This is a genomic window from Bacillus sp. B25(2016b), assembly GCF_001679765.1.
GTDB lineage: Bacteria > Bacillota > Bacilli > Bacillales > Bacillaceae_G > Bacillus_A > Bacillus_A thuringiensis_K.
Genome location: NZ_CP016285.1, coordinates 4200190 through 4215367, shown reverse-complemented (window position 1 = coordinate 4215367; position 15178 = coordinate 4200190). Strand labels below are relative to the sequence as shown.

Below are 15178 nucleotides of genomic sequence, written 5' to 3'. Positions count from 1 at the left end.
ACCTTGGAGTTGCTAACCGAAATTGAATCTTATATTCAAGAGTAGGCTTAGACGGGAATCCGGCCTGTTATAAACCGGGAAGTATGTATTACATACGAGTTAAAGTTGGTCTTTATGACAAATTGGGTGGTACCGCGAAGTTTAACCTTTCGTCCCTTTATGGATGAAAGGTTTTTTTGTATTTAAATATATGAGCAAAGGAGAATTTCACTATGGAAAACACATTAGTAAAAAGTCTGTATAGAGATACAGAAAAGTATGCAGATCAAACAGTACAAGTATCAGGGTGGATTCGTAACTTACGTGATTCAAAAGCATTTGGTTTCATCGAATTAAACGACGGTAGCTTCTTCAAAAGCGTTCAAATCGTTTTCGATACAGAACTAGAGAACTTCAAAGAAATTGCAAAACTTCCACTTAGCTCTTCAGTTAAAGTAGAAGGTAAAGTAATTGCAACGCCTGGAGCGAAGCAACCATTTGAAATTAAAGCAGAAAAAATTGATATCGAGGGTTTATCAGATTCTGATTACCCACTTCAAAAGAAACGTCATACGTTTGAATACTTACGTACAATCGCTCACTTACGTCCAAGAACAAATGCATTCTCTGCAACGTTCCGCGTACGTTCTATCGCAGCATTTGCGATTCACCAATTCTTCCAAGAGCGTGGATTCGTACATGTTCACACACCAATCATCACTGGTAGTGATACAGAAGGTGCTGGCGAAATGTTCCGCGTAACAACGCAAGATTTAAATAACCTACCAAAAGGTGAAGACGGAAAAGTTGATGAGTCAAAAGACTTCTTCGGTAAAGAAACAAACTTAACAGTAAGTGGACAGCTGAACGCTGAAGCTTATGCATTAGCATTCCGTGACGTATACACATTCGGACCTACATTCCGTGCAGAAAACTCAAACACAACTCGCCACGCTGCTGAGTTCTGGATGGTTGAGCCTGAGATTGCATTCGCTGAACTAGGGGACGTAATGAACCTTACAGAAGATATGCTGAAATATGCAATGAAATACGTATTAGAGCATGCACCAGAAGAAATGGAATTCTTCAACAGCTTCGTTGATAAAACAGTTCTTGAGCGCATGAACAACGTAATTAACTCTGACTTCGGTCGCATCACTTATACAGAAGCAATTAAAGTGCTTCAAGAATCAGGTGCTGACTTCAAATACCCAGTAGAATGGGGAATTGACTTACAAACAGAGCACGAAAGATACTTATCAGAAGAAATCTTCAAACGCCCTGTATTCGTAACTGACTATCCAAAAGACATTAAAGCATTCTACATGCGTTTGAATGAAGACGGTAAAACAGTAGCTGCTACTGACCTTCTAGTTCCTGGCATCGGCGAATTAATCGGCGGAAGCCAACGTGAAGAAAGAATGGACGTTTTAGTAGACAGAATTAAAGAATTAGGTATGAACGAAGAGGACTACTGGTGGTACTTAGAACTTAGAAAATACGGCGGTACAAAACACGCTGGATTTGGTCTAGGTTTCGAGCGCTTCCTAATGTACATCACTGGCATGGCTAACATCCGTGACGTAATTCCATTCCCAAGAACTCCAGGTTCTTCTGAATTCTAAAATATGAAAAAAGCGAGAGGATTTCCTCTCGCTTTTTTATTTTGTATAGTTTATTCTCCCGTAGCAAAAAGTAACGTGAAGGGGTGAATATAAATGAGTAAAAAAGTGAAAAAAGATCATTCAAGATCAAGCCTAGGTTCTCCAGAAGTTGAAGGACAAGGAACGACGACACATGAAACAGGTTCTCATAAAGTATCTTCATCAAATAAGAAGCAGAAACGAAGCTAACATAACAAAGGAGATTCTTAAGGGCTCTCCTTTGTTATGTGTTACATCTTATTATCGTTAATTTCTTTTGTAATCTTATTTATGTCTTTGTCTAATCGATCTAAATAGAAAAACCACAGTAAACTCATGAACACGTAATAGATGGCCATCATGCCAAGATTATCAGATATATTTTCGAATGTGGATTTAGTAGTGAAAAAAGCTCCCCAAATGGTAGAAATAGTGAAGTAAGAAAGTGGGCCTACGAGGTGTACGAAAACATATAATATCTTTTTAACTTTTACAGCGTTCATATGAAAAAACTCCTTTTTCTAATCATACATTCAAGTTCTTCACAGAAGTGTTGTAGTTTTGTTGGATTATGTATTAACAAGCGTGCATCGTGTTTCCCGATAAATCTTCGAATCCGAAAGTTTAATAAGAAAGATCGACCATAACGCTCTATTAAATCGTTGAACGCTGGTTGTTCACTTAGTAGCTGAATGTTTTCTCTAATTTCGAACTGTCTTTCGTGTGGATCGCCTAGTAAAATATTTAGAATCATTTGTAGAAGTAGCAATGTAGATCTCCTCCTATGTTAGAATAATCTGCATATTATAATTATAACAAAACTATAAGGACAATAGTAGGATGAAACAAAAAACAGGAGTTTGTAGGCTCCTGTTTTTGTCGATACTATTTTAATAAGCGAAGCGCCTTCTCCGTATTAGCGAAATGCAGTTTCACAAACTCAGGTAATCGTTCTTTACCAAGCTTTTGAATTAATTTAGCAGCAGCGATATCAACTTGTTTACTAGCACCTTTTGGAAGTGGCATACCAGCTTTTTTACTTAGTTCGTCAAACTGTTTTACGAATGAGTAGCGAGCTAAAATAGAAGCAGCGGCTACTGCTAAATGGACGCTTTCACCTTTCGTAGCGAAATAAACATTTTCACGCTGTACCTGTTTTTGTTTTGCTAAATATTTATAGTATGTATCAGGTTGTGTGAATTGATCGATTAAGACGCCTTCAGGTTTTGTAGGTGCCATTTTAGCTAATAAGTTTGTAATAGCTTTATTATGTAGCAAGGCTTTTAGCTTACCTTGGTTGTTTCCTTTATCAAATAGCTCGTTATATTTTTCATTATGAAGGACAAGAGAGCTGTAAGGAACAACGTGTAGAAGTTGTTTCGCAATGGCAGTAATTTGATCGTCATTTAAGTTTTTAGAGTCTTTTACACCAAGTTCTTTTAGTAGTGGAATTTGCTTTGCATCCACATATACAGCAACGACTGTCATCGGTCCAAAGAAATCTCCCGTACCAACTTCATCAGACCCTACAATAGACATTGTACTGATGGAAGCAGGCGGCGCATAACGATGGGAATCGACAGTTTTTTTTACAGTTGTTTTTGGTCTTTGAGAGACAGTTTGCCAACGAGAAGCTTCTGCTTCAGCGCGGCTTCCTTGGAACATTACTTTTCCAGATTTATACGCTGTAATCGTGCAAGATGGCACCTTAGCCATAAAGATACCGCCTTGCGGAATTTTCGGGCTAAGCGAATGTTTATATTGTTGTTTCATGTCTTCAATTACTGTAGAATTTGTTTGAATTACGATAGAATTTGACATAATGGTCGCCCCTTTTTTTATATTGTTATTTTTATCATATCGGATTGTTCTTTCTGTTTCCATATTATGAAGGTTCATGGTATGATAAACTTTAGGATTCTGTACGTGATTGGAGGCCGGTGAGTTGTCACAACAAAAGGGAAAGAAAAGTCGAATTAATGTAGAAATCTATGGTCAGCAATATTCAGTTGTTGGCGATGAAAGTACAAGTCATATCCGCATGGTAGCAGCGATTGTGGATGATAAAATGCGCGAACTCAATGCCAAGAATCCTTCGCTTGACACGAGTAGACTAGCGGTATTGACGGCGGTAAACGTCATACACGATTACATAAAATTAAAAGAAGAACATGAGAAATTGAAAGAAAGTATGACAAAAAAAGGAATGGAATAACATGATTGATATTATTATCATTTTACTGCTTGTTATGGGATTTTTCCTCGGCTTACGCAGAGGGTTTATTCTGCAACTTGTAAAGTTAACAAGCTTTATTATCGCATACCTTGTTGCATACTGGTACTGTAAAGATTTAGCGCCAGCACTTGCGAAATTTATTCCGTATCCATTTGATAAAAACGTATCTGTTCCAGAATGGATTGATGCAAATAATATTGAGACAGTATTTTATCAAGCGCTTGCGTTTATCATATTGTTTATTATTACAAAAATAGCACTTTCATTACTTGGTAATTTGTTAAATATGTTTGCAGAAATACCGGTTTTAAAGCAAGTAAATGCGTTTGCCGGGGCAATCCTCGGATTTTTAGAAGTATATATTGTTTTGTTTGTCTTAATTATCATTGGAAACATTCTTCCGATTGAACAAGTACAAACACCATTACAAAAATCATCAATTAGCAAAATAATTGTAGACGATACACCGATTCTATCTGAAAAGGTGAAGGAACTATGGCAGACAGGTAGCAGAGTATAACTTCTCTTTTTTCGGAAAGAGAAGTTTTTTTCTATGAAAGAAAGGCGGGGTAATGATGAAAGTAAATAAAAAACAAGTTATCAAATTATTAGAGACAATCGGGCTTTTTATGGAACTAAAAGGCGCGAATCCATTTAAAATATCTGCATTTCGTAAAGCGGCAGCAGCATTAGAAAGTGACGATCGTAGTCTTTCTGAAATTGAAGATTTCACGAAGATTCCGGGCATCGGAAAAGGAACAGCAGCAGTTATTCAAGAATATATAGAATCGGGAACATCTGAAGTATTACAAGAACTTGAAAAAGAAGTACCAAGTAGCTTATTGCCGTTATTAAAACTACCAGGTCTTGGTGGTAAAAAGGTGGCTAAGTTATATAAAGAGCTAGGCGTTATTGATATGGAGACGTTAAAAGCTGCTTGTGAGGAAAATAAAGTACAAGCTTTAGCTGGTTTCGGTAAGAAGACAGAAGAGAAAATATTAGAAGCAATCGATCAAGTAGGCTCTCGTCCAGAGCGTTTACCAATTGCGATGGTATTGCCTATTGCCGGGGAAATAGAGGAGAAATTGTCGAATATTGCTGAAGTAATTCGTTTCTCTCGCGCTGGTAGTTTGCGCCGCGCGAGAGAAACAGTGAAAGATTTAGATTTTATCATTGCAACGACAGAACCAGCAGCGGTACGTGAGCATTTACTCCAATTCGATAATATGATTGAGGTAATCGCAAGTGGGGATACGAAAGTTTCTGTTCGTCTTCAATATGAATATGATATTTCAATCGATTTCCGCTTAGTAAAACCAGAAGAGTTTATTACAACACTTCACCATTTTACAGGATCAAAAGACCATAACGTAAAAATGCGTCAAATCGCAAAAGATAAAGGCGAGAAAATTAGTGAGTACGGTGTAGAGAACTTAGAAACAGGTGAAGTGAAAACATTTGAGACTGAAGAAGACTTCTTTGCTCATTTCGGTCTGCCATTTATTCCGCCAGAAGTGCGTGAAGATGGAAAAGAAATTGAATTAATTAAAGAGTATCCGAACTTAATTCAGTTTTCCGATATACAAGGTGATTTACATATGCATACAACTTGGAGTGACGGTGCTTTTTCTATTGAAGAAATGGTACAAGCGTGCCGTGCTCGTGGATATAAGTTTATGGCGATTACTGATCACTCGCAATACTTAAAAGTAGCGAATGGTTTAACGAAAGAGCGTCTTCGTGAGCAAGCAAAAGAAATTGAACGTATGAATGAAAAGTATCCAGACATTACAATTTTACGCGGAATTGAAATGGACATTTTACCAGATGCCTCGCTTGATTTTGATGATGAAGTATTAGAAGAATTAGACTATGTCATTGGAGCGATTCACTCTAGCTTCTCACAAGACCGTGAAACGATTATGAAGCGTCTACGTACTGCACTTGAGAATAAACATGTTACAATGATTGCCCATCCGACAGGACGTCTTCTCGGGCGTCGTGAGGGTTATGATGTAGATACAGATTTATTAATTGAACTCGCAAAAGAAACAAATACAGTTTTAGAATTAAATGCGAATCCGAACCGTCTAGATTTAAGTGCGAAATTATTAAAACAAGCACAAGATGCTGGTGTGAAAGTAGCGATTAATACGGATGCTCATACGCTTGAAATGTTAGAAGATATGGAAACAGGTGTAGCAGCAGCACGTAAAGGTTGGATTCAAAAAGATAACGTGATTAACACGTGGGATATTGAACGTTTATTAGACTATATTAAACGTAATAAGTAACACAAGGGGGACCTGCAACATGTTAGAAAGAACGTTGCGTGTATTAGAATACAATAAAGTAAAAGAACAATTACTTGAACATACAGCATCTTCACTTGGTCGTGACAAAGTGAAGCATTTAGTGCCGAGCACTGATTTTGAAGAAATTGTAGAAATGCAAGATACAACGGATGAAGCTGCGAAAGTTATTCGTTTAAAAGGTAGTGCACCATTAGGTGGTATTACAGATATTCGCTCCAATGTGAAGCGTGCAAAAATTGGGAGTATGTTAAGTCCAAATGAATTACTTGATATTGCGAATACGATGTATGGTAGTCGTAATATGAAACGTTTCATTGAAGATATGGCTGATAACGGTGTCGAGCTTCCGATTTTAGAAACTCACGTCGCTCAAATTGTATCTTTATATGATTTAGAAAAGAAAATTACAAATTGTATCGGTGACGGCGGTGAAGTAGTTGATAGCGCAAGTGATAAACTGCGTGGTATTCGTACTCAAATTCGTACGGCGGAAAGCCGTATTCGTGAAAAGTTAGAAAATATGACGCGCTCTTCAAACGCACAAAAGATGCTGTCTGACTCGATTGTAACGATTCGTAACGAACGTTACGTAATCCCAGTAAAACAAGAATACCGCGGCGTATATGGCGGTATTGTTCACGATCAATCAGCTTCTGGACAAACGTTATTTATTGAACCGCAAGTCATTGTAGAATTAAATAACGCGCTTCAAGAAGCACGTGTGAAAGAAAAACAAGAAATCGAACGCATCTTATTGATGTTAACAGAAGAAGTGGCAGTAGAAGCCGATATCGTTTTATCTAACGTAGAAGTAGTTGCGAATCTTGATTTCATCTTTGCGAAAGCTTTTTATGCGAAGCGTATTAAAGCAACAAAACCAATCGTAAACAATGAGCGTTACATGGATTTAAGACAAGCACGCCATCCGCTCATTGATCCAGAAATTATCGTGCCAAATAACATTATGTTAGGTAAAGATTTCACGACAATTGTTATTACAGGACCGAATACAGGTGGTAAAACAGTTACGCTGAAAACAGTTGGTATTTGTGTATTAATGGCGCAATCTGGTCTTCACATTCCAGTAATGGATGAGTCAGAGATTTGTGTATTTAAAAATATATTTGCTGATATCGGTGATGAGCAATCGATTGAACAAAGTTTAAGTACGTTCTCCTCACATATGGTGAACATTGTTGATATTTTGGAAAAAGCTGATTTTGAAAGCTTAGTTTTATTCGATGAATTAGGTGCTGGAACAGACCCACAAGAAGGTGCTGCACTAGCAATTTCGATTTTAGATGAAGTATGTAATCGCGGTGCTCGCGTTGTTGCAACGACGCATTATCCAGAATTAAAAGCATACGGATACAACCGTGAGCAAGTTATTAATGCGAGCGTTGAGTTTGATGTAAATACATTAAGCCCAACGTATAAATTATTAATCGGTGTACCAGGACGTAGTAATGCCTTCGAAATTTCGAAACGCCTTGGGCTATCTGATCGCGTGATTGATCAAGCTCGTAATCACATTAGTACAGATACGAATAAAATTGAAAATATGATTGCGAAGTTAGAAGAAAGTCAAAAGAACGCAGAGCGTGACTGGAACGAAGCAGAAGCACTTCGCAAGCAATCTGAAAAACTTCATCGCGATTTACAACGTCAAATCATTGAATTTAACGAAGATCGTGATGAACGATTATTAAAAGCGCAAAAAGAAGGGGAAGAAAAAGTCGAAGCTGCAAAGAAAGAAGCGGAAGGCATTATTCAAGAACTTCGTCAATTGCGTAAAGCACAACTTGCAAACGTGAAAGATCACGAGCTAATTGAAGCGAAGAGCCGTCTAGAAGGTGCAGCGCCAGAGCTTGTGAAGAAACAAAAAGTAAACGTGAAAAACACTGCGCCGAAACAACAGTTACGCGCAGGTGATGAAGTAAAAGTATTAACATTCGGTCAAAAAGGTCAACTACTTGAAAAAGTAAGCGATACAGAGTGGAGCGTACAAATCGGTATTCTGAAGATGAAAGTAAAAGAATCTAATATGGAATACATTAACACACCGAAGCAAACAGAGAAAAAAGCAGTTGCAACGGTAAAAGGTAGAGACTATCACGTTTCATTAGAACTTGACCTTCGTGGTGAACGATTTGAAAATGCAATGGCGCGCGTTGAGAAATACTTAGATGATGCCCAGCTTGCAAGCTATCCTCGCGTATCAATTATTCACGGTAAGGGGACAGGAGCACTTCGCCAAGGTGTACAAGATTACTTGAAGAAGCATCGCGGCGTGAAAACCTTCCGTTACGGTGACATGGGCGAGGGAGGCCTAGGCGTAACAGTTGTCGAATTAAAATAGAAAACAACGAAACAAAGGGGAAACCATTATATGTTTATGGACAAACTTGCAAAAGTATTGTTAGCTTGTTGCGGAATATTTTTGGTGATTGGGGTTATTTATTTAGTTGTTTTTGCGAAGTGAAAAAGCGTCAATCGTGGCATAATGATATTGCCATAGATTGACGCTTTTAATATATATGAAAAGGAATAGAATATGAAAATCAACCAATACATAAGCGAAGCAAAATCATGCTCCAGACGTGAAACAGATCGCCTCATTAAAGCTGGACGCGTGGCTATTAACGGCGAAATATGTACGCACGGTACACTTGTGAGCGATGGTGATAGGGTAACGATTGATGGGAAAGTTATTGTAAAAGAAGAGAAAGAAAAGGTGTACATCGCCTTCCATAAACCAGTCGGCATTATTTGTACAGCAGCTGATCATATTGAAGATAATATAATTGATTATATCAATTACCCAGAGCGAATCTTTCCAGTTGGACGATTAGATAAAGCATCGGAAGGACTTATTTTATTAACGAATGACGGCGGCATTGCGAATCAAATTTTACATGGTGATCATGAGCACGAGAAGGAATATGTTGTCACAGTCGATAAACCTTTTACGGACTGGTTTATTGATGAGATGTCCAGTGGTGTAAAGATTAAAGATGGAATGACGAAGCCGTGCAAAGTGACAAGAGTCGATCAATCAACATTTCGTATCGTTTTAACGCAAGGAATGAACAGGCAAATTCGTAGAATGAGTCGTGCTTTCGGATTTACTGTAATAAAGCTAAAGCGAGTACGCATTATGAATATAGAGCTAAATGAGCTTGAAGTTGGAAAGTGGCGGAGCGTTACAGCTGAAGAGTTGGAAATTTTAATAGGGCAGTTATAGGGAGGGAAAATTTTCTTCCTATATTTTTTTGTCAGAAAAAATAAAACTATTGATTTTTTAAAAAATAGCCCATATAATAAAAAACAACAAGTTTCGACAAGATATTTTATAAAAGTAATGATGAGGACATGAGTTGTATTTTACGATTCTCAGAGAGGGAAGCCTTAGGCTGTGAGCTTCCTAATACGAAAAGACAAGCTTACCACCTCTAAACTTCAAGAGTGAACTGCATACATGATGCATTGTAATTCTTGGCGGATAAAACCGTTATCAATTTACACGAGCTATAAAATGAGCTTATTTCGTTATAAATTCATTTTATTAGAATAAGGGTGGAACCACGATTTCAACACTCGTCCCTTTGTTAGGGACGGGTGTTTTTTGCGTTCTTTTACGGGGAAGTATGCTTGAAAGAGAATATGTGACGGATTTTAATTCAGAATATTTTGTCAATTATATATTTTAGGAGGTTAGTAGAAATGAAATCATCTTTAAAGTTTTCAGAGATGTTTGCAATAAGTTTAATGTTATTTGCACTGTTTTTTGGTGCAGGTAATATGATTTTTCCACCAGCGTTAGGGCAAGGTGCTGGAACGGACGTATGGATCGCGCTGTTTGGTTTTATCGTAACAGGGGTTGGACTACCTTTATTAGGAGTAATTGTTATAGCTTTAAAGGGAGATATTAATGAGCTAGCAGGACGTGTACATCCTATATTCGCACTTGTTTTTATCACTGCAATTTATTTATGTTTAGGCGTATTCGTAAGTGTACCGCGTACAGGAACAGTAGCTTATGAGATGAGTGTTGCACCGTTTTTACCAAGTGAGATAGCTGGTCAGTCATATCCACTTGTTATCTTTACACTTATTTTCTTTGCAGTCACTTTCTATTTAGCTTTAAATCCTTCGAAATTAGTGGGTCGTATTGGTAAGGTGCTAACTCCAATATTATTAGCTGTTATTGCAATTATCGTAGGTAAAGCACTTATTACACCAATTGGAGAATTTGGTGCACCGACAGAAGCGTATAGTGCTCCTCTCTTTAAAGGATTTATTGATGGATATTTAACTTTAGATGGACTTGCAGCACTGGTATTCGGAAATGTTGTAATTCATGCGTTAAAAGAAAATGGCATTACAAATAAAAACAGTATTGCAAAAGTAACAATCTTTGCAGGATTTATTGCAGCGCTTGGTCTACTACTTGTGTATTTAGCACTTGCTTATCTTGGAGCTTCTAGTGTGTCACTTGGAATGGGCGCAAACGGAGGAATTATTTTAACAAATGTCGTGAATCATTTATTTGGTAGCTACGGAACTTTATTACTAGGGATCGCAATTACAGCAGCATGTTTAACAACTTCTGTAGGTATTGTTGCAGCTTGTGGTGATTACTTCTCTTCCTTATTACCAAAGCTTTCTTATCAAAAAGTCGTTTTCATTTTCTGTGTATTAGCATTTATGGTAGCAAACCTTGGGTTAACTCAGTTAAATGCATTAGCGTTACCAATCTTAATCGCAATTTATCCAATTGGAATCGTACTTATCGTATTATCACTTGTTGAAAACTACGTTCGTCTTCCATTAGCGATGTATGTGGGCGGGATTGTAGGAGCATTTGCAATAAGTTTCTTTGATGGATTACACAATGCAAACCTTCAAATTGCAGCGCTAGCACCTATTTTAGATAAGATTCCATTATATAGTGTAGGAATTGGTTGGTTAGTTCCAGGGATAATCGGTATAGGATTTGGTTATATAGTTTCTAAGTTTCAAAAGCAGGAAATTGCTGTAGAGAAATAGAGAAAAGAGACTTTCTATTATAGAAAGTCTCTTTTTTTGTAAAAAAAGCCGCATATAGAGAAATTCAGATATTAAAAATTTTATACGTAATATAGTTGACAAAAAATTTATGAGTAGGCTAAGATTGACTTAGTTGTGGAAATATTGGAAGGGAAGTGAGGGAAAAGGGGTTTCTATAACTATAGTGTTGTTATGGGAAGAGGTGAAAAAAGAGGAGAAGAGATAGTTTATTTTTTTTGATTCGCATTGAGAATGATAATCAATAAATACGTTTTATAATTTTTTCTCAGTTTCTATGCCTTCGTATAAGGAATAGGGTGAGATATTATTTTTAATATTAAATGAGAATGATAATCAATAATACTTATGTTACATAAAAGAATGCTAATTAAATAATAGGTAGAAGAGATTATTTTTTTCTTATAAATTGAGAATAATTATCATTTTCAAAAAGTGAAATGAAAGATAACCAAGGAGGAAACAAGAAAAATGAAAAAGGTTTCTGTATTACCCGCTTTTATTATAACGTTCGTATGTATGCTAGCTTTTCTTGTAATGCCATACGGGAATGCTTCAGCAAAACTAGCTGATGGTACTTACGATATTAATTACGTAATTCAAAAAGCGGAAAATGATTCAGCTTCAATGGCAAATGACTATTTTGAAAAGCCGGCAAAATTAATAGTGAAAAACGGTGAGATGAGAGTACAAGTTCCGATGAATCATAGTGCTTGGATTACAGAATTTAAAGCACCAGAGAATGGGAATTTTGTTGATGCGAAAGTTGTTAGTAAAGATGAATCGGCAGATAAAAGAACAGTAGAGTTTAAAGTAGATGATTTATCCAAACCGGCAGCTGTAAAAATTCATGTTGTTGTACCAAATGCAAACTATGACCACCACTACACAATTCGTTTTGCTTTTGATGCAAATGTAAAAGCTGTAGGTGGCGATAACGGCGTAGCTGCTACAACAAAAAATAATGATCAAGCGAAAACAGATACACAAGTAAAAGAAGAGAAAACAAAAGTAGAGAGTAAGGAAACAGCTAAAGAAGTGAACAAAGAAACAAAAAATGAAAATGGAAAAGCTGAAAAAACAGATAACCCAAAAACAGGCGATGAAGCACGTATTGGATTGTTTGTAGCGTTAATTCTTATTTCAGGTGCTTTCTTAATTCGTAAAGTGAAGTTGAGTAAATAAATCTTTTGAAGGGTGATGAATATATGTTTAAACAATTTAAAATGATTATTGCCGTATTTGCTGTTTTATTTACGTTTATCGCAACACTAGGTTTACAAGATGCAAAAGCTGCTACAAAACTAGCTGATGGAAAATATAATATTGCTTTTACTGTATGGAAAGGCGATAAAGATGAATCGTCTAGAATGAATAGTTATTTTGAAAGCCCAGCAACATTAACAGTTAAAAATGGAAAACAATATGTTTCATTTAAAGTGAAAGATAGTGCTTCTATTAAAAGTTTCCAAGTAGAAAAAGATGGTCAATTTGTAGAAACAAACGTGTTAAGTGAAAACAAAAAAGATAATACTAGAGTAGTAGAATTTGAAGTTGCTGACTTGTCAAAAAAACTAAATGGAAAGGTGAAAATTAATATTCCAATTATTAATTATAATGCTTCATATGATATTCGCTTTGTATTTGATGGGAGCAGTATTAAATAATTTTCAAAAGGGAGAGTCGTTCCATTGAACAGGTATACAAAAATTATTGTTGCTATGTTTTTAATGATATTTACATTCGTATCAACATTACAACCACTTGCAGTTCAAGCAGCTACCAAGTTGGCTGACGGTGAATATTCAATTGGCTTCAAAGTTTTAAAAGATACATCAGATGAAGAATCGATGATGTATCAATATTCAGTAAGCCCAGGGACTTTAAAAGTGAAGGATGGGAAAAAGAAAGTATCCTTTACATTAACAAATAGTTCATGGATTACGAAGTTTGAAACAGAAAAAGCAGGTAAGCTAGTTGCGACAAATGTAATTAGTGAAAATAAAGAAAAAGATACAAGAGTAGTAGAATTTGATGTAGAAGATGTAGAGAAGGTATTAAATGCAAAAGTAAAAGTAGATATTGATTTTTTAAATTATCATCATGAGTACGACGTTCGTATTGCATTTGATCAAAATAGTATTACACCAATTCATGTGGAACAACCAAATGAAAAAGAGGACCCAGCTAATAAGCCAGATCCAAATGAAAAACCGGATCCAGGTCAGAAGCCCGACCAAAAGCCTGACCCAGATCAACAACCAAATTCTAACACAATTACAGATGGTGCGTACAGCATTCCATTTAAAGTGTTAAAAGATCAAACAGATGAAGAATCTAAGATGAATACTTACATGGTAAATCCAGGAGTATTAAAAGTAGAAAACGGTAAGAAAAAAGCAATTGTAACATTGAAAAGTAGCTCATTAATTAAAAATTTCCAAACGGAAAAAGATGGCACATTTGTTGATGCAAAAGTAGTAAGTGAGAATAAGGAAAAAGATACAAGAGTAGTAGAGTTTGAAGTAAACGATTTATCTGAAAAACTAAATACAAAAGTATTTATCGAAATGGCATCAAGAAATTATAAGCAAACGCATGATGTACAACTTTTATTTGAACAAGATAAACTTGAACAAATTAAAAATGAAGAGAAACAACCAGAAGTAGAAAAACCAGAAACAGAAAAACCAGATGAAAATAAAAAAACAGATGCTGAGACAATTAAAGATGGTGAATACAGCATCAATTTCAAAGCATTAAAAGATCAAACAGACGAAATTTCAATGATGAACACATATACAAAAAGTCCAGGTGTGCTAAAAGTAAAAGATGGTAAGAAGTATGTATCATTTACGTTAACGAACAGTTCTTGGATTACAAAATTTGAATTTGAGAAAAATGGTTCGTTTGTTGATGCAAATGTAATAAGTGAAGATAAAAAAGCTGATTCACGCGTAGTGGAAGTAGAAGTACCAGATTTATCGAAAAAGTTAAATGCAAAAGTAAAAGTAGATATCGATTCAATGAATTATCACCATTTTTACGATATTCAATTTGCATTTGATAAAGGTAGCATTAAGCCGTTAGATAACCAAGGCGGAAATGACAACCAAGGTGGAAACGACAACCAAGGCGTGAATGACAACCAAGGCGTGAATGACAACCAAGGCGTGAATGACAACCAAGGTGGAAACGACAACCAAGGCGGGAATGACAACCAAGGTGGAAACAACAACCAAGATGAAAATAATAAACCGAGAGTAATAGTTGATCCGAAAAATTTAGTAGATGGCCAATATGATATTACATTTAAAGTATTAAAAGATAAAACAGATGAGGTTTCAAAGATGCATGACTATGTTGTAAATCCAGCGAAATTAATCGTAAAAGATGGTAAAAAATATATTGAGATGACGCTGAAAAATAGTGCGTGGATTACGAAATTCCAAACGGAAAACAATGAACTATTCGCTGATGCGAAAGTAGTAAGCGAAGATAAAAATGCAAATACACGAGTAGTACAGTTTGAAGTAGAAGATCTATTTAAAAAATTAAACGCAAAAGTAAAGGTAGACATCGATGAGATGAACTACCATCATTTCTACGATGTGCAAATTCAATTTGATACAAATAATATCGGCGCGTTAGGAACTCTTAAAGAGGAACCGAAAAATGAACCGAAAAATCCAGTGACTACACCGAAAGTAGATAATGTAAAAACAGTAGGTACTCCTGATTTTAACCGAAATGCAGATGGTCAGAAGAAAAAAGAAGATACAAAAAATGATTCAAAAAAAGAGAAAAACTCAAAAACTGCAGATACAGCACAACTTGGTTTATACATGGTGTTACTGCTAGGTTCACTTGCTTTACTAGTTCGTAAATATAGAGCAGGTAGATTGTAATTTTTGGAGTCTTGATGCATATTCGCGTGC

General features: G+C 36.1%; 14 protein-coding genes and 2 other annotated features (1 of these 16 cut by a window edge). Of the genes, 11 read left to right on the top strand and 3 right to left on the bottom strand.

From position 1 onward, the window contains the following. Positions 1-160: a binding site (T-box leader), on the top strand; it begins 92 nt to the left of the window's first position. 52 nt (positions 161-212) lie between these two features. Together asnS and BAQ53_RS21540 are read left to right on the top strand one after the other, a co-directional pair. Then, positions 213-1604 (top strand): asparagine--tRNA ligase, encoded by a 1392-nt coding sequence (gene asnS, locus BAQ53_RS21545; protein WP_000432177.1) that lies wholly within the window; start codon positions 213-215, stop codon positions 1602-1604. Between the two features lie 93 nt (positions 1605-1697). Beyond that, entirely contained in the window at positions 1698-1832 is a 135-nt protein-coding gene (locus tag BAQ53_RS21540) for a YuzL family protein (protein WP_000039594.1), read from the top strand. 41 nt (positions 1833-1873) lie between these two features. Here BAQ53_RS21540 and BAQ53_RS21535 read toward each other — a convergent pair whose 3' ends face one another. From BAQ53_RS21535 to rnhC, 3 genes are all read right to left on the bottom strand, one after another. Continuing rightward, positions 1874-2125 (bottom strand): hypothetical protein, encoded by a 252-nt coding sequence (locus tag BAQ53_RS21535; protein WP_000994744.1) that lies wholly within the window; start codon positions 2123-2125, stop codon positions 1874-1876. Beyond that, complete coding sequence (locus BAQ53_RS21530; protein WP_000925538.1) at positions 2122-2391, bottom strand: hypothetical protein; 270 nt, start codon at positions 2389-2391, stop codon at positions 2122-2124. Before BAQ53_RS21530 ends, BAQ53_RS21535 begins: the two co-directional genes overlap by 4 nt. Positions 2392-2507: 116 nt before the next feature. After that, on the bottom strand, positions 2508-3443 hold the full coding sequence (rnhC, locus tag BAQ53_RS21525) for a ribonuclease HIII (protein ID WP_208906227.1): 936 nt from the start codon (positions 3441-3443) through the stop codon (positions 2508-2510). Positions 3444-3567: 124 nt separating this feature from the next. Here rnhC and zapA point away from each other — a divergent pair, with 124 nt between their 5' ends. The 9 genes from zapA (at position 3568) to BAQ53_RS21480 (ending at position 15148) form a co-directional block, all read left to right on the top strand. Further along, positions 3568-3837, top strand: coding sequence for a cell division protein ZapA (gene zapA, locus BAQ53_RS21520; RefSeq protein WP_000082701.1), 270 nt, complete (start codon positions 3568-3570; stop codon positions 3835-3837). Position 3838: 1 nt separating this feature from the next. Beyond that, positions 3839-4378, top strand: a complete 540-nt coding sequence (locus BAQ53_RS21515) for a CvpA family protein (RefSeq protein WP_000565412.1) — start codon at positions 3839-3841, stop codon at positions 4376-4378. 55 nt (positions 4379-4433) lie between these two features. Further along, entirely contained in the window at positions 4434-6152 is a 1719-nt protein-coding gene (polX, locus tag BAQ53_RS21510; protein WP_000867512.1) for a DNA polymerase/3'-5' exonuclease PolX, read from the top strand. A 19-nt stretch (positions 6153-6171) separates the two neighbouring features. Next, complete coding sequence (locus BAQ53_RS21505; RefSeq protein WP_000893712.1) at positions 6172-8532, top strand: endonuclease MutS2; 2361 nt, start codon at positions 6172-6174, stop codon at positions 8530-8532. A 195-nt stretch (positions 8533-8727) separates the two neighbouring features. After that, complete coding sequence (locus BAQ53_RS21500; RefSeq protein WP_000700748.1) at positions 8728-9417, top strand: 23S rRNA pseudouridine(2604) synthase RluF; 690 nt, start codon at positions 8728-8730, stop codon at positions 9415-9417. 108 nt (positions 9418-9525) lie between these two features. Further along, positions 9526-9781: a binding site (T-box leader), on the top strand. Positions 9782-9896: 115 nt separating this feature from the next. Continuing rightward, on the top strand, positions 9897-11222 hold the full coding sequence (gene brnQ6 / locus BAQ53_RS21495; RefSeq protein WP_208906226.1) for a branched-chain amino acid transport system II carrier protein BrnQ6: 1326 nt from the start codon (positions 9897-9899) through the stop codon (positions 11220-11222). Positions 11223-11711: 489 nt separating this feature from the next. Beyond that, entirely contained in the window at positions 11712-12425 is a 714-nt protein-coding gene (gene isdC, locus BAQ53_RS21490; RefSeq protein ID WP_000757952.1) for a heme uptake protein IsdC, read from the top strand. Between the two features lie 23 nt (positions 12426-12448). Then, positions 12449-12907 carry an NEAT domain-containing protein gene (locus tag BAQ53_RS21485; protein ID WP_000476163.1) on the top strand — a complete coding sequence of 153 codons (459 nt, stop codon included), beginning with the start codon at positions 12449-12451 and terminating at the stop codon, positions 12905-12907. A gap of 24 nt (positions 12908-12931) precedes the next feature. Further along, a complete protein-coding gene (locus BAQ53_RS21480; RefSeq protein ID WP_208906225.1) occupies positions 12932-15148 on the top strand; it encodes an NEAT domain-containing protein in 2217 nt (738 codons plus the stop codon). The last annotated feature ends 30 nt before the right edge of the window (positions 15149-15178 follow it).

Excerpts from the sequence above, each read along its gene's own strand:
- asnS (WP_000432177.1), top strand. The coding sequence starts at position 213 with ATGGAAAACACATTAGTAAAAAGTCTGTATAGAGATACAGAAAAGTAT.
- BAQ53_RS21540 (WP_000039594.1), top strand. The coding sequence starts at position 1,698 with ATGAGTAAAAAAGTGAAAAAAGATCATTCAAGATCAAGCCTAGGTTCT.
- BAQ53_RS21535 (WP_000994744.1), bottom strand. The coding sequence starts at position 2,125 with ATGAACGCTGTAAAAGTTAAAAAGATATTATATGTTTTCGTACACCTC.
- rnhC (WP_208906227.1), bottom strand. The coding sequence starts at position 3,443 with ATGTCAAATTCTATCGTAATTCAAACAAATTCTACAGTAATTGAAGAC.
- BAQ53_RS21515 (WP_000565412.1), top strand. The coding sequence starts at position 3,839 with ATGATTGATATTATTATCATTTTACTGCTTGTTATGGGATTTTTCCTC.
- polX (WP_000867512.1), top strand. The coding sequence starts at position 4,434 with ATGAAAGTAAATAAAAAACAAGTTATCAAATTATTAGAGACAATCGGG.
- BAQ53_RS21505 (WP_000893712.1), top strand. The coding sequence starts at position 6,172 with ATGTTAGAAAGAACGTTGCGTGTATTAGAATACAATAAAGTAAAAGAA.
- BAQ53_RS21500 (WP_000700748.1), top strand. The coding sequence starts at position 8,728 with ATGAAAATCAACCAATACATAAGCGAAGCAAAATCATGCTCCAGACGT.
- brnQ6 (WP_208906226.1), top strand. The coding sequence starts at position 9,897 with ATGAAATCATCTTTAAAGTTTTCAGAGATGTTTGCAATAAGTTTAATG.
- isdC (WP_000757952.1), top strand. The coding sequence starts at position 11,712 with ATGAAAAAGGTTTCTGTATTACCCGCTTTTATTATAACGTTCGTATGT.
- BAQ53_RS21485 (WP_000476163.1), top strand. The coding sequence starts at position 12,449 with ATGTTTAAACAATTTAAAATGATTATTGCCGTATTTGCTGTTTTATTT.